Below are 21,014 nucleotides of genomic sequence, written 5' to 3' on the forward strand. Positions count from 1 at the left end.
GTATTATAAAAATGACTTAATTATTAGATATATACCCATTATTAACATAACTGTGCGTAATAATGTTACAACTGTATCTGATTTAATTGAATGATTAATCTTAACTCCTAACTTAGCACCAAAGTAACTTGAAATAATCAATACAATAGAGTAAATCCAGGCTACATGACCTAAAGCAATGTGTCCTGCAGAACTCATCACACTTGAAAAGAAAATCATCATCATACTTGTTCCAACTGCCACATGTGGTGGAAATCTAAATACAATTAACATTAACGGCGTCATTAATGCACCACCACCGATACCAAACAAACCTGTTAGGACACCTATAAATAGTGTTGCAATAAATGCCACGACCGGTGGCACACTATAATGAAACGTCTTACCTGTACCATCCACATATGTTTTTTCATATTTTGGTTTATTAAATATTTTTAGTGGCTTAATATTATTTCTAACCATTAATAATATTGAAACAAAGATTAAAAATATCCCAAAATATAAATTAAATGACTCTAACGTTAAATAACGGCTTAAGATAGAACCAATTAACGAACCAGGTAATAAACCAAATAAAAATATAGAACCATTTTTCACATCCACTTGTTTAGTCTTTAAATACCCTAACGTAGATGATAATCCCGTTACAATCAAGATTACTGACGAAGTACCTATTGCAATTTGTGGTGTAATACCATGTAAAATATCATTATCCACGCCTAAATAAACAAGCGTTGGCACAATAATTATTCCACCACCTATGCCTACCAACGATCCTAAAATAGCTGATAATGCACCAATTAATACCAATAACACTATAGTTAACATCAAATCTCTCCTAAAATAATTTCAATTGCTTTGGTGCGAGTCCTTCATAATCTATTCCTAATAATTGTTGATATTGCTTAGCATTATTTGCTGCATGACCACCAGAATTATTATTAAACACAACATAAATCCTTTTAGCTTTATGCTCTAAAACTTTAACTTTATTAACTAATTCCAGCAATTCTTTATCACTGTAATCATAAAGATATCTAACATCTCTCCACGCTTCATCTGTCATATCCTTTTTCGTCCAACCATTAGTATTACGCCCATGATATCGTACAAATGCAGTTTCATGCGTAATACGATTAATTAAAGGTATAGAACCTTGGCCTACTTGCGGTTCATCACAAACTGCATGAATCAGTTCATGGTCAGTCAAAAATGCTAATGTTTGCTCTTTATACTCCTCATTAAACCAAGACTGATGTCTAAATTCTACACATACTGGAAATGACTTTAATTGTTCTCGAACATAACGGATGTATGCAATATTTTTAGCAGTACAATCAAACCAAGGTGGAAATTGAACTAATACCATTGCTAATTTGTTAACGCCTTGCAAAGGTTTAATCATAGCAATAAACTGATCAAACAATGCTTGTCTCGTTTCTGCAAAATCATGATAATCAGCATGTAACGTTAATGCCTGGTGAATTTTCACAATGAATTCAAATCTTTTAGGCGTTTCTCTTATCCACTTATTAATATTTCTCTCCGGCTGTATTGCATAATATGAAGCATCTAATTCTACTATTGGAAAATGACTCGCATATGTAAGTAATTTATCTGATTTTCTTTGCAAGTCTACATAGAGTGAATCGTGATCTCCCCAACCAGTTAATCCTATATTTATCATAATATCACCACATTAATGATACCATATCTGAATTAAGGTAATCACTTGATAAATTCTAAATCATCATAACTTTACAATGTAAACAGAATAACATTTAATCTGCAGTTGTTTTTGAATTTAGTTAAAAAGAAAAGAGCAATCGCTCCTCTGTTTAGTAAAGTTAATACTAACCCTAATGCATACAATGCAATTGAATCATTGTAATAACAATCACTTTCAATTTTATTGTATTTGAGTGCTTTGCTCTTTTACAAATATATTCAGTTATAGTCTATAAAATTCACTTTAAATCAAAGTTTCTGTGTGTCGGATGATTTGTTGCATCAATGTAGATGCCGAAACTGCACGCGCCAATCTTGGCGACTGACCACTCCATAAATGCGTCCATTTTGTATCACCATTTTGTGCCGATGCCTTTCTTATAGCATTTGTAAGTTGATTCTGAATTGGATAATCCGGGATGTCATCATCATATCTATTCATATTATGAATGAAATCATTATCAATACCTCGCGCTGGCTTACCACTAAAGACCTTGGTAACTACCGTATCCGTTTCTTTACTTTCTTGTATCGCATTTTTATATAACGTTGAAGCTCCACTTTCTTCAGTAGTTAAAAACGCTGTACCTAATTGGGCACCTTTAGCCCCTAAAACCATGCTCGCAATTAATCCTCGCGCATCCATTATTCCACCAGCAGCAATCACTGGAATATTAACAGCATCTACAATTTGTGGCACCAATGACATTGTACCAACCAAGGGTACTTGATCACCTGCAACATATGTAAATGACCCCCTATGACCACCAGCTTCACTACCTTGTGCAATCACCATATCCATCCCTGCTTGTTCATTCGCAATAGCTTCTTCAACTGAAGTCGCAGTACCAATTAATTTCATATGATTTTGCTTTAATTTATCAATAATTGCACCATCAGGTATACCAAAGGTAAACGAAACAATAGGTACATTTTTTTCTATTAATAATTCTATTGCAGTATTAAATTGTTCTTCTTCACTAATATTAACTGTAGGTTCTTCAAGGTTCAACGCCCGTCGATAAGGTCGTAACCAAGCATTCATTTTTTCAACCTTTTCAGGTAAATATAACTTATCACTTGGCACAAATAAATTCACTGCGAATGGTAAGTCTGTTAATTCTTGGACGTGTGTAATTTCTTGATCTAATTTATCCGTTGTAAAGTAACCAGCACCTATCGTGCCTAACCCTCCACTATTACTCACCGTTGCTACTAACTCAGGCGTTGTACTCCCTGCCATACCAGCTTGGATAATTGGATAACGAATACCTAATTTCTCTGTGACATCATTTGTTAATTTCATGAAAAAACACCCCTTTAAAGATCTCCACAACGATTATTAATCTAGCACTTATTTTTTATAATATGCAGTGAGTTGCTGTTTCAGTTTTTCTCTTTCTTCTTCATCCATCTCATCTTCGATTTCCATACCTAACATTTCCTCAATCAAATCCTCATGTGAAACGATAGCATCCGTTCCTCCATATTCATCTAATACAATTGCTAAGTGCTTACGAGACACTGTCATTTTTCTCAACACCCATTCCGCTCTATTATGTTCATTGACGAATAATGGCTCTGAAATATAGTTAGAAATATCATCTGAAGTCTTTCTACTCCAAGCTAACAAATATTTTGAGTGAAAGACACCAATAATATGATCAATATCTTCATCGTATACCGGATATCGTGTATACGGATTGGAAACTACAGTTTCATATGCCTCTTCATAAGAAATATCAGAAGGAAACGCAGTAACATTTATCCTAGGTGTTGTATCAATATCTGTAATCTTTAACTTTTCAAAATTCATGACACCTTGTATGCGATTTTTCTCAACTTCATTAAACGCACCTTGACTCTCTGCAATCGTAACGATTTGTCTAATTTCTTCCTTAGAAAAACGCTGCTCTTCCTGTGAATGATTCGGCACCATATTTTTAATTATCTTAGTTAATTGATTTAAAATGATAATGAGAGGCTTTATTACAAAAATATAACCTACAAGTATCGGATAAATCCATCGTGTGGTCTTCTCTGGATAAGCCTCAGCAAAAGCCCTTGGAACAACCTCACAAATAATAATGACGCCTATAATAGCAAGTAATATCGTTAATATCATGTTAAATTCCCGGTTCTCAGACCACAAAGTTACCAAAGAAATTAAAATAATATTAGCAACATTTTTACCGATAACAATAGCTGTTAAATAGACACTTGGTTTATTTAATAGCTGATAAATTTTATTTGCTTTATTTTCCCCTTGTTCAGCTTTTGACTGTAGCTTCATCCTATTTACAGCAGATAAAGCTGTCTCGCTGATTGAAAAGAAGATTGACGCAAACAAAAGTATGATTATGGCTATAATCATCTATGCATTTCTCCTTTTTAATTTAACAAAATGTTATTTTCTTTTAAACATATATTCCCATCATACACTTTTACTAAACGCTTAGCTATAGGCATACAATCAAATTTAGCATGACGGTTATAAATGACTTCATAGTATAAATTGATACAAAAAACACGAGACCATACTATGCATTCAATACCATTTCGACAATGGGTATCAAATGTGTATGCCTCGTGTTTTTCTTTAAATTATAAGTGTTAAATGTGGAGATACAATCCTATCCGATTGATCCTTCCATTTCAAATTTGATTAAACGGTTCATTTCAACTGCATATTCCATTGGAAGTTCTTTTGTAAATGGTTCAATGAAGCCCATTACAATCATTTCAGTTGCTTCTTCTTCAGAAATACCTCTACTCATTAAGTAGAACAATTGCTCTTCAGAAACTTTAGAAACCTTCGCTTCGTGTTCTAATGAAATATTATCGTTAAATACTTCATTATATGGAATTGTATCAGAAGTTGACTCATTATCTAAAATTAATGTGTCACATTCGATATTTGAACGCGCACCTTTTGCTTTACGGCCAAAGTGAACGATACCTCTATAAACAACTTTACCGCCATCTTTAGAAATAGATTTAGAGACGATTGTAGAAGAAGTGTTAGGCGCTTTATGAATCATCTTCGCACCAGCATCTTGCACTTGTCCTTTACCAGCAAATGCGATAGATAATGTGCTACCTTTAGCACCTTCACCCATTAATACACAGTTTGGATATTTCATAGTTAACTTAGAACCTAAGTTACCATCTACCCATTCCATATTTCCGTTTTCATAAACTAATGTACGTTTAGTAACTAGGTTATAAACATTATTAGCCCAGTTTTGAATTGTAGTATATCGTACATGTGCATCTTTGTGTACGATGATTTCAACAACTGCTGAGTGTAGTGAACTTGTTGTATAAACAGGCGCAGTACAACCCTCAACATAGTTTACTGATGCACCTTCATCAGCAATGATTAAAGTACGTTCGAATTGTCCCATATTTTCAGAATTAATACGGAAATAAGCTTGTAATGGTGTATCTAATTTAATGTTTTTTGGAACATAAATAAATGATCCACCAGACCATACAGCTGAGTTTAATGCCGCAAATTTATTATCTGCTGCTGGAACAACCGTTGAGAAATATTGTTTGAATAGTTCTTCATTTTCTCTTAATGCACTGTCAGTATCTTTAAATATAATACCTTTTTCTTCAAGTTCTTTTTCCATATTATGGTAAACAACTTCTGATTCATATTGAGCTGAAACACCAGCTAAATATTTTTGTTCAGCTTCTGGAATACCTAATTTATCAAACGTACGCTTGATTTCTTCTGGTACTTCATCCCAAGAACGTTCAGTATTTTCTGATGGTTTTACATAATAAGTGATATCATCAAAATCTAATTCTGATAAGTCTCCACCCCACTGTGGCATTGGCATCTTATAGAATTGCTTTAATGATTTCAATCTGTAATTAAGCATCCATTCTGGTTCATCTTTCATATTTGAGATTTCTCGAACGATATTTTCTGTTAATCCTCGTTCTGATCTAAAAATGGAAACATCTTCATCGTGGAAACCATATTGATAATCTCCAACATCAGGTGCTTTTTTAGCCATTTCAATCACTCCTTTTATATATTTAAAACGACTTCTATTGCAAACGCTCGTCTATTCTAAGCATGTATTATAACTTGTCTGTTCATTTTCTAATTTTAAGTCTTGCTGTTACCCTTAGTGTGAATGGAATTTTACACAATGTCAACGTGTTGTGCTTAATTATTCCTCATTACCTTCTTTTTCGACTGTGCCTTTTTCTAATGCTTTCCAAGCTAGTGTGGCACACTTGATTCTTGCAGGGAATTGAGAAACACCTTGTAATGCTTCAATATCTCCCATATCTTCAGTAATTTCATAATCTTCGCCCAACATCATTTTTGTAAATTCTTGACTCATCTTCATTGCTTCTGCAAGTGAATGACCTTTTACCGCTTCAGTCATCATTGAAGCACTAGACATTGAAATCGAACATCCTTCACCATCAAATTTCGCATCCTTAATGAAGCCATCTTCTATATCAAATGTCAGATGAATACGGTCACCACATGTTGGATTATTCATATCTACCGTCATCGAACCATTATCTAATTTCCCTTTGTTTCTTGGGCTCTTATAGTGGTCCATAATTACAGAACGATACAATTGATTTAAATTATTAAAATTCATACGAGAAAAACTCCTTCGTCTGTTTCAATGCTTCAACCATTTGATCAACGTCTTCTTTCGTATTATAGATATAAAAGCTAGCACGGGCAGTTGAAGATTGATTCAACCATTTCATTAACGGTTGTGCACAGTGATGGCCCGCTCTTACAGCAACACCTTCTGTATCTACTGCTGTAGCCACATCATGCGCATGTACGTCACCTAAATTAAAGGTAATAACACCTGCACGACGTTCTTTCGGAGGACCATAAATTTCAATATTCTCGACTTCTAACATTCTATCGTAAGCATATTGCGTTAACGTTGCCTCATGCTCATGAATCGCGTCAAAGCCGATACTTTCCAAGTAACGAATCGCCTCAGCTAAACCGATTGCTTGTGCAATTAAAGGCGTTCCCGCTTCGAATTTAGTTGGTAAATCTGCCCATGATGCATCATACTTACCGACGAAATCTATCATGTCACCGCCAAATTCAGTAGGTTCCATTTGATTTAACAACTGTCGTTTACCATAGAGTACGCCGATACCTGTTGGTCCAAGCATTTTATGTCCACTAAAGCTATAGAAATCAACATCTAAGTCTTGCATATCTAAATCCATATGCGGTGCCGCTTGCGCACCATCTACACTGATAACTGCACCATGTGCATGTGCCACTTCAGTGATTGCTTTAATATCATTAATAGTACCAAGAACGTTAGAAATATGAGCAATTGCTACAATTTTAGTATTGTCATTAATTGTAGCCTTAACATCTTCAATGTTTAATTCTCCAGTTTCTGTCATTGGTATAAATTTTAAAGAAGCATTTTTACGTTTAGCTAATTGTTGCCATGGCACAATGTTTGCATGATGTTCCATCTCTGTAACCACAATCTCGTCACCTTCAAAAACATTAGCATCGCCATAACTATGCGCTACTAGATTAATGCTAGCAGTTGTACCTCTCGTAAAAATAATTTCCTCAAAGTATTTCGCATTAATGAAATTTCTAACTGTCTCTCGTGCATTTTCATAACCGTCTGTCGCAAGTGAACCTAGAGTATGAACACCACGATGAACATTAGAATTATAACGTTTATAATAATCGTCAATCGCTTCTATAACTTGAATTGGCGTTTGACTTGTCGCTGTTGAATCTAAGTATGCCAATCGCTTACCATTTACTTGTTGGTCAAGAATTGGAAAGTCTTTTATAATTTCATTCACATTTAATAATTCGGTCAAATTATCCTCAGACCTTTCTTTATTAAGAATCTATAATCAGTCCTTTGTTAAGGCGAAACATCATTATGCTAAACCAATACTTTACTACAGCATAATCGTTTCTTTCATGACTATTGTCCTAACATTACTCTGATTGCTTAACTATTTATTATTTGTTTACTTTTAATTCAATAACTTCACGTAATTGACGCTTAACGTCCTCAATAGGTAATTCACGAACAACAGGGTCTAAGAAACCATGAATAACAAGTCTTTCAGCTTCTTCACGTGAGATACCACGACTCATTAAATAATACAATTGTTCAGGGTCAACACGTCCAACTGATGCTGCGTGACCAGCTTCCACATCATCTTCATCGATAAGTAAGATTGGGTTCGCATCGCCACGTGCATTTTCAGAAAGCATCAATACACGAGATTCTTGGTTCGCAATTGATCTTGTACCACCATGTTTGATATAGCCAATACCATTGAATACAGTAGAAGCATTTTCTCTCATTACACCGTGTTTCAAGATATAACCATTCGTATCTTTACCATATTGTACAATCTTAGAAGTTAAGTTGATTTTTTGGTCTCCAGTACCAACGACAACTGATTTCAAGGCACTTTCTGAACGGTCACCAATTAAATTAGTTGAATTATCAATAATTTGGCTACCTTCGTTCATTAAACCTAACGCCCAGTTAATCGTTGCATCTTCAGCTGTGATACCACGTCGAATAATGTGTCCAGTGAATCCTTTATCTAAATAATCCACAGAACCATAAGTGATTGTAGAATTCTTTCCAGCATTTACCTCTGAAATGATGTTAATTTGATTACCTTCACCACTTGCAGTAGATAAATAGTTCTCAACGTAAGTTACTTCAGCACTTTCTTCAGTAGCGATAATAACATGATTGTATAGACTAGCATTAGCATCGTCATGTAATACAACATATTGTATAGGGTTTTCTACTACAACATTTTTCGGTACGTATACAAACACACCACCGTTAATTAATGCAGTATGCAAAGCAGTTAATCTATGTTCATCTAGAGCAACTGTTTCTGTCATTAAATATTGTTTAACTAGCTCTGGGTGATTTACCAAGGCTTCTGATAGACCTTCAACGACTACACCATCTTTTGTAGCTGATTCAGATACTTTTGAAAAAGCTAATGTATTATTGTGTTGAATAATTAGATTATCAGAATTTTCTACATCTATAATTTCTTTTACTGCATTTGGTAATTCTTCTAATGACTGGAATACACTTCCAGTTGTTTCATGTTGTTTAAATGAGTCGAAGTCCCATCTATTAATTTTCGTTTTATCTGGTTTTGGCATTTCTAAAGTTTCAGTTAATTTCAACGCTTCTTTACGTAATTCTGTCATCCAAGCTGGCTCATTATGGGCTTGTGAATACTCAACAAGTTGCGCTTCAGAAATGTTTAAAGTTTCAGTCGTCATACTTTTTTCCTCCCATTTGATGATCGTATGATTTAAATCCTTTGGCAATAATGAATGCCTTAAATCTTCATCTTATTTTTTGCATAAAAGTTCAGATTTATTCTGTAGCACCGTACTCTTCTTTAACCCATTCATAGCCTTCTTCTTCAAGACGTTTTGCTAATTCAGGACCGCCTGAAGTTACAACTTTACCACCGAACATTACGTGTACGTGATCTGGTGTAATATAGTTTAATAGACGTTGATAGTGAGTGATGATTAATGAACCAAACTCATCTCCACGCATTTGGTTAATACCTTTTGAAACTACTTTAAGTGCGTCGATATCAAGACCTGAGTCGATTTCATCTAAAATAGCAAATTTAGGTTCTAACATCATTAATTGTAAGATTTCGTTACGTTTTTTCTCCCCACCAGAGAAACCTTCGTTAAGATAACGTTGTGCCATATCTTGATCGATATCTAAGAAATCCATTTCTTTGTCTAATTTTTTAATGAATTGCATTAAGTTGATTTCTTCGCCTTCTTCACGTTTTGCATTAATAGCTGAACGCATGAAATCTGCATTTGTTACACCTGTGATTTCAGATGGATATTGCATAGCTAGGAATAATCCTGCTTTTGCACGTTCATCAACTTCTAATTCTAAAATGTTAACACCGTCTAATAATACTTCACCTTGAGTTACTTCGTAGCTTGGGTGTCCCATGATAGCTGATGATAATGTTGATTTACCAGTACCGTTTGGCCCCATGATTGCATGTATTTCACCAGTTTTGATTGTTAAGTTAACACCTTTTAAAATCTCTTTATCTTCAATAGACACATGTAGGTCTTTAATTTCTAATGTAGATGGCATACATATTCCCTCCGTAATATATGATATGTTTTTCCTTACTAGTTTATAATAATTTTAATCTACAGTCAAAAGACTAAAATCATATTACAACTAATAATTATAACGTAGTTACATCCGAATATAAACCTTTTCAAGCGCTAAATTAAAATAGTTCTTAAAACACAATGATTTTTGATAATGATACTAAGAATTGATTAACTGATAAAATATGAAGTAATGTTCTCAATACTATAATTTAGACATATAAATCAAAATATGCGCTTATCATAGAATCAATATACACTCATTAATAGAATGTAATAATTGAATTTGCTCATTTAATTTTTGTGTATTTTAACTATAAAATTCATTCTTTACATTAGACTTTTATTTTTGATTTATTTATAATAATAGTTCAATCAATATGATTGAACTTAATTATTTAGGAGGAATTAATTCTTTATTGGGAACCTTATTTAGTTTATTGACTTTTATCATTTTATTAGCATTAACAGCATTTTTCGTAGCGACCGAGTTTGCTATCGTAAAGGTGAGATCATCACGCATTAACACACTCGCAAAACAGAATAACAAGCGAGCACGTGCTGCACAACAAGTCGTGTCCAATCTCGACGAATATTTAGCTGCCTGTCAGTTGGGTATCACGATAACGGCTCTAGGTATCGGTATGGTTGGTGAATCGACATTCGAATTCATACTACATCCATTGTTCAGTAGTTTAGGACTTTCAGACACTTTGATACATGTTTTCACACTTATAGGCGCATTTGTTATTGCAACTTATTTACACGTTGCGATTGGTGAGATGGCACCAAAGACAATCGCTATCCAAAAAGCCGAACAAATTACTTTATTAATCGCAAAACCTATAATCTTGTTTTCTAAATTATTTTATCCATTTATTTTTATACTTAACGGTTCAGCGACATTAATATTAAAGTTATTTGGTATGACGCCTGCAAAGGAAAGTGAAATATATCATTCTGAGGAAGAAATCAAGTTACTATTGAAAGAAAGTCATGCTGGTGGAGAAATTTCGCAAAATGAATTAACGCATATCAACAGAGCGTTTGCCTTTGACGAAATGAAACTTCAAGATGGGTATGTAGCAATGGCAGATGTAGCTGTGATTAATGTACAAGATAGTTATGATGACACAAAGTCTTATATTAGCAAGGCACATTACACAAGATTCCCTGTGTATAAAGGAGAAAAAAGTAATATTATCGGCTATATTCATGCCAAAGATTTACTCAAAGATAATGTTACTTCACTCGAGACAATTACCAATTCAATTCTTAAATTAAAGCCCGACACCAAAGCACATTACGCTTTAGAACAAATGAAAGCACATCAAATTCATATTGCGTTAATCGAAGATGACAAGCAACAACCTCTTGGTATCGTAACTATGGAAAACATCTTAGAAAAAATCGTCGGCGACATCAAAGATGAGCACGATCATGTTTAATTTATAAGTTAAGTAATTGAATATTCTTTTAAAGGAACAGACATCTCATTTATTGAGTGTTTGTTCTTTTTTTATTTATGTACTAACAATAAATTTATTTACGATACTATTAATAGTCAGATTGCTTTCAACTGACCACTACACACTTCAACACATCCTGTTCAAATCGACCTTATAACTTGACCATTTGCTTCCACACACCCCACTACGCTATAACACAATATTTATCAAATATCTCTTGCTCATATTTAATATGTCTCAAACTCCCATAGTTCTAAACGGCAGGAACTATTTTTTCTTCTTTTCATTTATTGAAATAATTACTGGTAATAACCCACAACAAATAACTATTACTAATATCAGTCCAACATTCATAAGTACGTACCTCATTTGTATCTCTTATTATTAACACTTAATATATGATTTTAAATAGCGATATAGTATCATTAATCGCCCTTTAATATTAATGTATACACTTTAATTTATATTTAAACATTTACTGAGGAGTCACATTTCTTCCTTAACTATTTATAGTTATTTGAGAGACATTATTTAAACTCTTTAATATAAAAAATCCCCCACTAACCATTACGGCTAGAGAGGGATGGACTATATTCAATATTATTTTGCTGGTACTACTGCACCATCATATTTTTTATTAATGTAGTCTTTGATTTCTTTAGAATGTAATACTTCCATTAATGCTTTGATTTTCTTATCGTCTTTGTGTCCTTCTTTAACTGCGATTAAGTTAGCATATGGATTATCTTTTGCTTTCTCAACAACAATTGAATCTTTTTGTGGACTTAATTTTTGATCGATAGCAAAGTTTGAGTTAATAATTACAGCATCTGCTTTTTGGTTTTGATAGATCTTAGGTAAGTATTCTGCAGATTGTTTGTTGTTAAATTTAATATCTTTTTTGTTTTCAGTGATATCTTTAAATGTTGCGTCTTCAGGTTTTACACCTTTTTTCAATTTGATTAAGCCTTCATCAACGAAGAATTTTAAGAATCTACCTTCTTCAGCTGGGTTGTTTGATACGTAAACTGTTGCACCTTTTGGTAAGTCTTTTAAGCTTTTATATTTTTTAGAATATACAGCCATTGGCTCTAAGTGTACGTTACCAGCAGATTCAATTTTATAACCTTTGTCTTTTTTATCTGTTTTTAAATATGGTGTATGTTGGAAGAAGTTTGCATCCAATTCACCTTTATTTAATAATTTATTTGGCGTAGTGTAGTCGTTAATTGTTTTAATCTTTAAGTTATAACCTTTGTCTTTAAGTAATGGTTTAGCCTTTTCCAAAATTTCTGCATGTGGCGCTGGTGATGCTCCAACTGTAATGGTCTTATCTTTCCCGCCGCCATTACCACAAGCTGCTAAAACAAGTGCAAGAACTAAAACCGAAGCAAAACTAAATAATTTTTTCATATCGTTAAGTCTCCTTTTAATTTTATCTCTTATCTATCTTATTTGTAGCCCAATCACCAATAAATTGAATGATAAAGACAATAATAAGTATTAAAATAGTTGAAACTAAAATGACATCATTTTGGTTTCGGGTAAATCCAGTTAAATATGCCAAGTTACCTAACCCACCTGCACCAATAACTCCGGCAATTGCCGTTGAACCAACTAATGCTATGGCAGTAACCGTAATACCTGAGATTAATGCTGGCATTGCTTCAGGTATTAATACCTTTTTAACTACAGTCCAAGTATTTGCACCCATTGACCATGCTGCCTCGATAACACCTTTATCGATTTCTTTAAATGCAATTTCGACTAATCGTGCATAGAATGGTGCAGCACCGATAATTAGTGCTGGTAAAGCACCAGTAGGACCACTAATTGTTCCAAGTACTAAGCTTGTAAAAGGAATTAATAGTAATATCAAGATAATGAATGGTATCGCTCTGAACAAGTTAACAATGAACGATACAATATTATAAAATATTCTAGCTGCCTTCGAATCACTTTTAGCAGATAAGAATAATAACACACCTAAAATTAAACCAAAGATAAATGCAAATATCGTAGAAACAATTGTCATATACAATGTCTCGTATGTTGCAATCCAAACCTCACTCCATTGAACATTTGGCATTGTAATCATTTCTTGGAGTATGTCACTAAATGAATTACCCATGCTTTAACACCTCCAATGAAACATGTTGCGCTTCTAAATCATTTTTGAACTTTTCGAACTTTTCTGAATCTAATGATGGTAAATGTAATACCAAGAATCCGATGGAACCGTCTTTAGAATGTTTGATATTCGCTTCCAATATGTTCACATCAATATCATGTGTTTTTGTAATATATGAAATAAGTGGTTCAGTCGTATTATTACCTGTAAAGTTCAAACGTACGATATACGAATTATCATCAATATGTACTAAATCAGTAATAGACTCATCAAAATCATCATTTAAATCATCTTTGACAAAACGTTTTGTCACATCGTGTTGTGGGTTTTCAAAGACAGATGTTACTGCACCTTGTTCAATGACTCGGCCATTTTCCATCACGGCTACTTCATCACATATGCGTCTAATAACTTGCATTTCGTGTGTAATGATCACAATTGTTAAATTACGTTGTTCCTTGATTTTCAACAGCAAATCTAAGATTTCATCCGTTGTTTGTGGGTCAAGGGCACTCGTTGCTTCATCACATAGTAATACATTCGGCTCATTAGCCAATGCTCTTGCAATACCGACACGTTGTTTCTGACCACCAGATAGTTCTGACGGATAAGCGTCCTCTCTACCTTTCAATCCTACTAGCTCCACTAGTTCTAGTGCACGTTGTTTCGCTTCTGATCTTGAAACACCTGCAATTTCTAATGGAAACGTAATATTATTTAAAACCGTTCTTGACCATAGTAAGTTAAAATGTTGAAATATCATGCTCACTTTTTGACGTTTTTTACGTAATTCTGATTTTGATAGTTTCCCTATAGTATCGCCATCAATGATAACGTCTCCTGAAGTAGGCTGTTCGAGATTATTTAAGAGTCTGATTAAAGTACTCTTTCCTGCACCAGAAAAACCAACTACCCCAAAGATTGAGCCTGATTGAATGCTTAAATCAACATGATCTACAGCAAGTACGTCTTGTTTCTTAGTTTTGTACCTTTTCACTATTTGATTTAACTCAATCATCATAGTTGCCTCCTTGTATTGCTCTATCAATTAAAAAATGCTTTCCCTTGTTCACCGAAGAATAGAGAAAGCATTTGCCGCTTCTCTCATCTCCAAAAGTCCAACAAGACTTTTTGTGAATTGGCACCATTTCTGTTACAGACGGTTGCCGGGCTTCGTAGGGCACATCCCTCCACCTCTCGTGATAAGAGTTTCATTTATTTAATTATCAATAATCCTACCATCGCACTAGAGATTCGTCAATAACTATTTTAAATTTTCTAATAAATAAGGTACCGACTGAAATGCGTAAATACGCTTTATCTCTTGGCCTTTTGACATGACTATTAGTACGGGTACAGATTGAATTTCGTGCTTTTGGCTATATTCTGGATAAAAATTCAAATCCACTTTCGTAATTGGTAATTGTAAGATTTCATTAGCGATGTCTAACATTCGTTCAGATATTTTACATGTTCCACACGTAGGTGTATAGCCAAACACCAGTGATTTCTCTTTATCATCGTGTTCATGTATATCGACACGCGTTTCTTTTGCTACGTTCATGTTAATAAACTAACCCTTTCAGCTATATAATCTATTTGAGCCTTTGCCATGCTCTCTTCATCCTTTACTTTAAATCCATTTTTTTCTAGAACTCGTGAGAGATATGGCTTTGGACATTTTGCAACTTCACAATATTGTTTATCAATTCTAATATGATGACTTTCACTTAAATAACGTTTAAACCATTTACGGATTTTTTCACCTTCATTATCTGAATCAACAAGTATATGCACTTGTTTTCCATATAATGATTCAATCATTGCATCTAATTTATCAACGCCCATTGTACCATTCGTACAAATAATTTCAATTGGCTGATCTATAACTTGCTTTACCCTCTTCTTGTCGGACTTCCCCTCGACAATGATTACTTGGTTTAGTATCGTCATGATATCCACCCTCTAAATGTTGATAGTTATTCTCTTCTATTAAGTTTTTCACATTAGTTAATAAGCATAAACATTATTTACATTTTTATCATGTAACCTTTGCACACTCTAGATAAATTTGACTATATCTTAATTGTTCATATATAGTTATTGCATCTATTTTATGCATTACCACAGCATATAACATCTTCTTTTTATATTGTTAAAGATTATTCATCCGCTTAATATAATTTGCACTATTTTTACATATAAAATAAAACTCCCAGATTCAAAGGATCAAGGAGTTTCAGTCATGTTTATTCACCAATCATTTCAGAATATTGTTCTGCTGATAATAAATCTTCTAATTGGCTTTCATCACTTAATTCAATTTTAATCATCCATGCTTTTTCATATGGTGATTCATTTACAAACTCAGGGCTATCCTCTAACTCATCATTTGAGCTAAGTACTTTACCTGAAAGTGGTGCATATAATTCAGAAACAGTTTTTACAGATTCAACACTACCAAAAGTGTCGCCTTCATTAATTTCATCATCAACTTCTGGTAATTCAACGAATACGATATCTCCTAATTCGTTTTGAGCGTATTCAGTAATACCAATTGTTGCTGTATTTCCTTCAACTTTTACCCATTCATGTTCTTTAGAATATTTTAATTCGTTTGGTACTGCCACGAGTATCCCCTCCTAAATGTTATTACATATTCATGATGCCATATGAAAGGTATTAGGGCAACTATAAAGTGGGATAACATTGCACCTTCAACCGTTTTTCGCTCATTTTTATAAAGCGTTTTCATTTTTTGTAAACTTATTATGCTTTACTTGATTGCCATGACTAATATTGTCTTATAACCAAACTTGTTTATATTCGTCTTCTTTAAAGCCAACAGTCACTTTATCACCAGATACAGCAAGTGGTCGTTTAACTAGCATACCGTTTGAAGCTAGTAAATCTAGTTTTTCATCATCTGTTAAATCATTTATCTTATCTTTGAGACCTAACTCTCTGTATTTTGCGCCATGCGTATTGAAAAGTTTATTAATTTCAATATCTGTTCCAGCTAAAATTTCTTTAAATTCACTCTTAGTAGGTGTGTGTTGTACAATATCAATTGGTTCAAAGCTAACGCCATAGTCTTTTAAGAATTTTGCTGCTTTTTTACATGTTGTACAATTAGGATACTGGTAAAATTTTATCATTATTCTGTACCTCCTATGTCTAGTTATCACTAATATATCAAATTTATTCATAAAACGCTCTAATTATTAAGCTAATTTTTTTTATTAGAATTATAATTTCGCTATAATAGTATTACTAATCTATCAAAAAGGAGAATTAATTATGCAACCTATTAATACAACTGATCAATTTAAAGAGACAATTCAAAGTGATCAACCAGTCATTGTTAAATTCGAAGCAGGCTGGTGCCCTGATTGTAAAGCTATGGATATGTGGATTGATCCAATAACTGAAAAATATAATGATTACCAATGGTTTACAGTTAACAGAGATGAATTAGAAGATGTAGCTGCAGACAATGAAGTGATGGGAATTCCAAGTCTACTCGTATTTAAAGATGGAAATAAATTAGCACACTTACATTCTGCAAATGCTAAATCACCAGAACAAGTTGAATCTTTCTTAGCAGAAACATTTAAATAATAAATTAAGGAGTGAGACTAAAATCTATTGATATAGACTTCTTGGTCTCACTCCTTTTTTAATGGGCTAAAACTTTTCAATTATATTTTCAGTATGTCGTGGTCTATAATTCATTTTATCTTCTAAGTCAGTTAAATATAAAAATCCTAGTAAACGTTCGTTTTCTTTAATATTAAATAGAGCTTGGACTTCTTTGTCAAAAATATAAGACGGCGTCTTCCAACATGTACCTATTCCTGCTTCATGCAACAATAGCATCAAATTTTGTACATAAGCACCAAACGCCAAATGATCTTCTAAACCTTCTAATTGATGAGGGTCTTCCTTTAAAATCAAGACCAACATACCACCTAAATTAGTAACGACTTGATAGTGATCTTCTTGCTTTTTCGGTTTATCATGAAACGCAATTTGAGTTAGTTGTTTACTCATATTTCCCAATCTATCTTTAGCAACGTGAATCACTCTCCACGGTTCCCTGTGTCCATGGTTAGGTGCATCAGCAGCCTTTTTAATCGCATCATATAATGCATCTTCATCTATAGTCATATCTCTCTTAAAGATTTTTACACTTCTACGTTGTGAAATAGCCTCTTGCAGTTCCATAGTTATATCGCCCTTTCTCTATTGATAACTATTATCAATTATAATGTAGAATGACGATATTTTCAAATTACTCATATAGATTCAACTGTGCTCTCAATGTTTCAACATGAATTTGACCAGGTGCTTTCGGTGTATCCAAACAACCATAAGAAACTACTCCACCAAATACACCTTGCGCAGTCCTTGAAACAATACCTAATTTAGACATTGATATGCCAATCACTTTTTCTGATACTGTATCAGCGGTTTCAGAAACCACTTCTAACAAGCGTAGCACATCCATCTTGTCATGTGGCATCACAGCAACCTTGATATAGCTTGGTGACAATTGGTGCATTTTAAAATATAAATGCTTTAATTCTTCTATAGGCGGCGTTTGTTTGAAATCATGATATGACAATACAGTTTCCACACCTTGTGACTCCACATCATTTACAAGTGCTATGAATAAATCTCTGTTAACAGACTTGTCAAATTCAATATCTAGTAAATCAACACCATTGACATTGCTAATATTGAATAACAATTGTCTATAATTATCATCTTCAAGTGTTCCTGCACCACCTTGTGATTGCGTTCTATAGGTCACCAATAATCGCTTATTGATATTCAACTCTTTTATTGACTCAATAGTTTGCTCCAATAATTCATTATTGTACGCTTGCCACTGATCTATGCGCAATTCAATAATTTCAAATGAGTCACTATACAATTTTAATTGTTGTAGTGTTTCTTCAGTTATTTTATTTTCTGGAGCTATCGTCACAGCAATATCGACTTTTGTCATTATATGTACTCCCTTTATAAGATAATTAAAATTATTGTATAACAAATTTTGAAAATAACACAATGCCAAGTTATTATTTTCAGCAGAATCAGCAATACATAACACATTTACTGCGCTATTCATTTCATACCACGATAAAGTTATTTATTACAACTAGTCCCGTTACATAACCTGAGTCATTTCTGCCTATAATACACTCCAATTTGATGGTATATGCATATTGCATCAACCATATTAAAATTTATTTTATAATGAAAACGAATTCCTATGGTTTAAATTTTATACAATGGGTAGACATAAGAATAAAGACCTAAAGGAGGTATTTTAAATGGCAGTAAAATATGAAACGAAAGCAACAAATACAGGTGGACGTAATGGACACGTTCAAACTGATGACAAAGCAATTGACGTAGCGGTAATTCCACCAGCTCAAGCTGATGCTGAAAAGGGTACAAATCCTGAACAATTATTCGCAGCAGGTTATGCGTCATGCTTTAATGGTGCATTTGATTTAATTTTAAAACAAAATAAAGTTCGTGGTGCAGAACCAGAAGTAACTTTAACAGTCCGTTTAGAAGACGATCCTGAAGCAGAAAGTCCAAAATTAAGCGTCTCAATAGATGCAAAAGTGAAAGATGTATTATCACAAGAAGATGCTGAAAAGTATTTACAAGATGCACACGACTTTTGCCCATATTCAAAAGCAACACGTGGCAATATTGATGTAGATTTAAGTGTTGAAGTAGTAAAATAAGCACTTAATATAAAATCAAAAGCGTCTAAGAAACAAATTTCTTGGACAACGATAAGAAGGCAATTTCTATTGAAATCATATAGAAATTGCCTTTTTAATATTCATTTAGAATGATAAGACATCGTTCCATGATGATGTTTGAATTCATTTGTTTTATTGTCAGAGATTATTTCAATGATTGTATTAACATAGCATGACATATCATTTAAAGAAATATGTATTGAAATTGCCATTGGCAGCATAAGTTGAAAAATGTCATAATCTTTATATTTAAGACACCTCGTTAAATTAACTTAGTAGTGATTATCAAATTATATGAAAAGGCCTTATTTTATTAAGTATATTTTAACGTGAATTTTTTATTAAATCGACGTATTTTGGCGAGACTCCTGTGGGAACAGGACAAGCTGAAGACTACAGGCTGAAGCTGTCCCCTAGGAAAGCGAGCCTATAATTTATAATATTGAACATAAAACAGTAGATAAGAAAAATGGATATTTCATGATTTACATTCTTATAAAAGTTTAACATTTGTATTTCAATATAAAACATTATTTTTTGCAGTATGTTGGCGAGACTCCTGTGGGAACAGGACAAGCTGAAGACTACAGGCTGAAGCTGTCCCCTAGGAAAGCGAGCCAACAATATGTAATATTAAAATAGCACTCAGATAAATTTAATTCATTCATCTGAGTGCTATTTTTCTAGGATTTTTGTCCCAAAATCTTTTTTGTTCAAATCTTGATTTCTTTTTATAAACCATCAAATAAATATTAGAATCTGTCATCTTTATCATTTAAGATAAAATAAGTAATTAAAACCAAAAAAGCAATCAGGACAAGAACGATTAGCGAAACAACTATTGTGATAATTGACGTCACAATCTTTGCCCTCTCTTTCAAATATGTATCTCACCACATTATATCATAATTTTTATATATAAATGAGTTCTAAAAAAATTCAACTAATTACATTTACACATTTTATAATTGATAGATTATTTTATATTCAAATTAAACGTACTACTAACTTTTCATAAAAAATCAAAAATAGTATTGCTCAAATAAATTTTTTCCTTTAATATTATAATAAAATTATCAAAATATTGATTTAAGTTTTTACTTCAAATATTTAGGGGGCCTTTTAATGAGAAACGTTCGTTATTTGACAGTTGAAGATTTATCGATTTATTATTCGCTTTTATTGCAAGGCATCCATAAAAAACTTGAAGTATACGCGTGGAAATACCAGAATGAACACTGCATATCAAAAAATGTACTCACCGATATTCTAGATATAAATAACAATCATCATAACGTAATTGGTGTGTTTGAAGGTAGTGAATTAGTTGGTGCCGCGACTTTAATTCATGATCAATCTTATGGATTAACTCACAAAGCTATCATAGAAAATTTATGCGCTAACGGCTCAGATCATGAAGAAAAAGAGCAAATCGCAGAACTATTGATGGAACATTTATTTCAAATTTGTAGAGAAAAGAAAATTGAAATATTATTAACTTCTTTAATTTCTAACAATATTAGTGGCAAAGTATTTTTTAGCCAGTTGAATTTTGAAACACTTGTACTAGAACATCATGCTAGAAAATATGGTGAGCGTTATGTTGATGAACATTGGCTAATCTATAATTTTTTAGAGAACGAACAAGAATAATTTAGCAATTGAACCGTACTACATTGTTGTATCGTATGAAA

At 33.0% G+C, this 21,014-nt stretch carries 22 protein-coding genes and 1 riboswitch; of the genes, 4 read left to right on the forward strand and 18 right to left on the reverse strand.

Features of this window, described 5'->3' with window-relative positions:
• Positions 1-3 precede the first annotated feature (3 nt).
• The 9 genes from ACY191_RS11625 to sufC all read right to left on the reverse strand — a co-directional run bounded on the left by ACY191_RS11625 (position 4) and on the right by sufC (position 9,908).
• On the reverse strand, positions 4-831 hold the full coding sequence (locus tag ACY191_RS11625) for a sulfite exporter TauE/SafE family protein (RefSeq protein WP_042739750.1): 828 nt from the start codon (positions 829-831) through the stop codon (positions 4-6).
• 7 nt (positions 832-838) lie between these two features.
• Positions 839-1,687, reverse strand: a complete 849-nt coding sequence (locus tag ACY191_RS11630) for a DUF72 domain-containing protein (protein WP_229367069.1) — start codon at positions 1,685-1,687, stop codon at positions 839-841.
• A gap of 285 nt (positions 1,688-1,972) precedes the next feature.
• Complete coding sequence (locus ACY191_RS11635) at positions 1,973-3,034, reverse strand: NAD(P)H-dependent flavin oxidoreductase (RefSeq protein ID WP_042739748.1); 1,062 nt, start codon at positions 3,032-3,034, stop codon at positions 1,973-1,975.
• Between the two features lie 48 nt (positions 3,035-3,082).
• Positions 3,083-4,102 (reverse strand): hemolysin family protein, encoded by a 1,020-nt coding sequence (locus ACY191_RS11640; RefSeq protein WP_107590038.1) that lies wholly within the window; start codon positions 4,100-4,102, stop codon positions 3,083-3,085.
• 259 nt (positions 4,103-4,361) lie between these two features.
• On the reverse strand, positions 4,362-5,759 hold the full coding sequence (gene sufB / locus ACY191_RS11645; protein ID WP_042739746.1) for a Fe-S cluster assembly protein SufB: 1,398 nt from the start codon (positions 5,757-5,759) through the stop codon (positions 4,362-4,364).
• A 159-nt stretch (positions 5,760-5,918) separates the two neighbouring features.
• Positions 5,919-6,365, reverse strand: coding sequence for a Fe-S cluster assembly sulfur transfer protein SufU (gene sufU / locus ACY191_RS11650; RefSeq protein WP_042739745.1), 447 nt, complete (start codon positions 6,363-6,365; stop codon positions 5,919-5,921).
• Positions 6,355-7,593, reverse strand: a complete 1,239-nt coding sequence (locus ACY191_RS11655) for a cysteine desulfurase (protein WP_229367068.1) — start codon at positions 7,591-7,593, stop codon at positions 6,355-6,357. The genes sufU and ACY191_RS11655 overlap by 11 nt, the downstream gene beginning before the upstream one ends.
• Positions 7,594-7,741: 148 nt before the next feature.
• Complete coding sequence (gene sufD / locus ACY191_RS11660) at positions 7,742-9,049, reverse strand: Fe-S cluster assembly protein SufD (protein ID WP_042739743.1); 1,308 nt, start codon at positions 9,047-9,049, stop codon at positions 7,742-7,744.
• 97 nt (positions 9,050-9,146) lie between these two features.
• Complete coding sequence (gene sufC / locus ACY191_RS11665; protein WP_229367067.1) at positions 9,147-9,908, reverse strand: Fe-S cluster assembly ATPase SufC; 762 nt, start codon at positions 9,906-9,908, stop codon at positions 9,147-9,149.
• A gap of 442 nt (positions 9,909-10,350) precedes the next feature.
• On the opposite strand from sufC, the gene ACY191_RS11670 reads away from it, so the two are divergent.
• The gene (locus tag ACY191_RS11670; RefSeq protein WP_229367066.1) at positions 10,351-11,379 is read left to right on the forward strand and encodes a hemolysin family protein; all 1,029 of its coding nucleotides are present in this window, start codon (positions 10,351-10,353) and stop codon (positions 11,377-11,379) included.
• Positions 11,380-12,000: 621 nt separating this feature from the next.
• Here ACY191_RS11670 and ACY191_RS11675 read toward each other — a convergent pair.
• The 7 genes from ACY191_RS11675 to ACY191_RS11705 form a co-directional block, all read right to left on the reverse strand.
• Positions 12,001-12,813 (reverse strand): MetQ/NlpA family ABC transporter substrate-binding protein, encoded by an 813-nt coding sequence (locus ACY191_RS11675; RefSeq protein ID WP_042739740.1) that lies wholly within the window; start codon positions 12,811-12,813, stop codon positions 12,001-12,003.
• 22 nt (positions 12,814-12,835) lie between these two features.
• A complete protein-coding gene (locus ACY191_RS11680) occupies positions 12,836-13,531 on the reverse strand; it encodes a methionine ABC transporter permease (RefSeq protein ID WP_042739739.1) in 696 nt (231 codons plus the stop codon).
• Positions 13,524-14,549 carry a methionine ABC transporter ATP-binding protein gene (locus tag ACY191_RS11685; RefSeq protein ID WP_042739738.1) on the reverse strand — a complete coding sequence of 342 codons (1,026 nt, stop codon included), beginning with the start codon at positions 14,547-14,549 and terminating at the stop codon, positions 13,524-13,526. The genes ACY191_RS11680 and ACY191_RS11685 overlap by 8 nt, the downstream gene beginning before the upstream one ends.
• A gap of 83 nt (positions 14,550-14,632) precedes the next feature.
• Positions 14,633-14,740: riboswitch (SAM riboswitch) on the reverse strand.
• A gap of 55 nt (positions 14,741-14,795) precedes the next feature.
• A complete protein-coding gene (locus tag ACY191_RS11690; RefSeq protein ID WP_042739737.1) occupies positions 14,796-15,095 on the reverse strand; it encodes a thioredoxin family protein in 300 nt (99 codons plus the stop codon).
• A complete protein-coding gene (locus tag ACY191_RS11695; RefSeq protein WP_042739736.1) occupies positions 15,092-15,484 on the reverse strand; it encodes a toprim domain-containing protein in 393 nt (130 codons plus the stop codon). Before ACY191_RS11695 ends, ACY191_RS11690 begins: the two co-directional genes overlap by 4 nt.
• Positions 15,485-15,780: 296 nt before the next feature.
• The gene (gene gcvH / locus ACY191_RS11700) at positions 15,781-16,161 is read right to left on the reverse strand and encodes a glycine cleavage system protein GcvH (protein ID WP_042739735.1); all 381 of its coding nucleotides are present in this window, start codon (positions 16,159-16,161) and stop codon (positions 15,781-15,783) included.
• 174 nt (positions 16,162-16,335) lie between these two features.
• A complete protein-coding gene (locus ACY191_RS11705; RefSeq protein WP_042739734.1) occupies positions 16,336-16,689 on the reverse strand; it encodes an arsenate reductase family protein in 354 nt (117 codons plus the stop codon).
• Between the two features lie 142 nt (positions 16,690-16,831).
• On the opposite strand from ACY191_RS11705, the gene ACY191_RS11710 reads away from it, so the two are divergent.
• Positions 16,832-17,152, forward strand: a complete 321-nt coding sequence (locus ACY191_RS11710) for a thioredoxin family protein (RefSeq protein WP_042739733.1) — start codon at positions 16,832-16,834, stop codon at positions 17,150-17,152.
• Between the two features lie 66 nt (positions 17,153-17,218).
• Here ACY191_RS11710 and ACY191_RS11715 read toward each other — a convergent pair whose 3' ends face one another.
• On the reverse strand, positions 17,219-17,758 hold the full coding sequence (locus ACY191_RS11715; RefSeq protein ID WP_229367065.1) for a nitroreductase family protein: 540 nt from the start codon (positions 17,756-17,758) through the stop codon (positions 17,219-17,221).
• A 67-nt stretch (positions 17,759-17,825) separates the two neighbouring features.
• Positions 17,826-18,545: a type I 3-dehydroquinate dehydratase gene (gene aroD / locus ACY191_RS11720; RefSeq protein ID WP_107512404.1), complete on the reverse strand. Its 720-nt coding sequence runs from the start codon at positions 18,543-18,545 to the stop codon at positions 17,826-17,828.
• 328 nt (positions 18,546-18,873) lie between these two features.
• Between aroD and ACY191_RS11725 the strand changes: the two genes are divergently transcribed.
• Positions 18,874-19,299 (forward strand): organic hydroperoxide resistance protein, encoded by a 426-nt coding sequence (locus ACY191_RS11725; protein WP_042739730.1) that lies wholly within the window; start codon positions 18,874-18,876, stop codon positions 19,297-19,299.
• A gap of 1,146 nt (positions 19,300-20,445) precedes the next feature.
• Complete coding sequence (locus ACY191_RS11730) at positions 20,446-20,973, forward strand: GNAT family N-acetyltransferase (protein WP_042739729.1); 528 nt, start codon at positions 20,446-20,448, stop codon at positions 20,971-20,973.
• Positions 20,974-21,014: the final 41 nt, after the last annotated feature.

The sequence above is a fragment of the Staphylococcus sp. TCBT05 genome (assembly GCF_055179755.1).

Coding starts and splice junctions, on each gene's coding strand:
- ACY191_RS11630 (WP_229367069.1), bottom strand. CDS start 1,687: ATGATAAATATAGGATTAACTGGTTGGGGAGATCACGATTCACTCTAT.
- ACY191_RS11635 (WP_042739748.1), bottom strand. CDS start 3,034: ATGAAATTAACAAATGATGTCACAGAGAAATTAGGTATTCGTTATCCA.
- ACY191_RS11640 (WP_107590038.1), bottom strand. CDS start 4,102: ATGATTATAGCCATAATCATACTTTTGTTTGCGTCAATCTTCTTTTCA.
- sufB (WP_042739746.1), bottom strand. CDS start 5,759: ATGGCTAAAAAAGCACCTGATGTTGGAGATTATCAATATGGTTTCCAC.
- sufU (WP_042739745.1), bottom strand. CDS start 6,365: ATGAATTTTAATAATTTAAATCAATTGTATCGTTCTGTAATTATGGAC.
- sufD (WP_042739743.1), bottom strand. CDS start 9,049: ATGACGACTGAAACTTTAAACATTTCTGAAGCGCAACTTGTTGAGTAT.
- sufC (WP_229367067.1), bottom strand. CDS start 9,908: ATGCCATCTACATTAGAAATTAAAGACCTACATGTGTCTATTGAAGAT.
- ACY191_RS11675 (WP_042739740.1), bottom strand. CDS start 12,813: ATGAAAAAATTATTTAGTTTTGCTTCGGTTTTAGTTCTTGCACTTGTT.
- ACY191_RS11680 (WP_042739739.1), bottom strand. CDS start 13,531: ATGGGTAATTCATTTAGTGACATACTCCAAGAAATGATTACAATGCCA.
- ACY191_RS11685 (WP_042739738.1), bottom strand. CDS start 14,549: ATGATTGAGTTAAATCAAATAGTGAAAAGGTACAAAACTAAGAAACAA.
- ACY191_RS11690 (WP_042739737.1), bottom strand. CDS start 15,095: ATGAACGTAGCAAAAGAAACGCGTGTCGATATACATGAACACGATGAT.
- ACY191_RS11695 (WP_042739736.1), bottom strand. CDS start 15,484: ATGACGATACTAAACCAAGTAATCATTGTCGAGGGGAAGTCCGACAAG.
- ACY191_RS11705 (WP_042739734.1), bottom strand. CDS start 16,689: ATGATAAAATTTTACCAGTATCCTAATTGTACAACATGTAAAAAAGCA.
- ACY191_RS11710 (WP_042739733.1), top strand. CDS start 16,832: ATGCAACCTATTAATACAACTGATCAATTTAAAGAGACAATTCAAAGT.
- ACY191_RS11715 (WP_229367065.1), bottom strand. CDS start 17,758: ATGGAACTGCAAGAGGCTATTTCACAACGTAGAAGTGTAAAAATCTTT.
- aroD (WP_107512404.1), bottom strand. CDS start 18,545: ATGACAAAAGTCGATATTGCTGTGACGATAGCTCCAGAAAATAAAATA.
- ACY191_RS11725 (WP_042739730.1), top strand. CDS start 18,874: ATGGCAGTAAAATATGAAACGAAAGCAACAAATACAGGTGGACGTAAT.
- ACY191_RS11730 (WP_042739729.1), top strand. CDS start 20,446: ATGAGAAACGTTCGTTATTTGACAGTTGAAGATTTATCGATTTATTAT.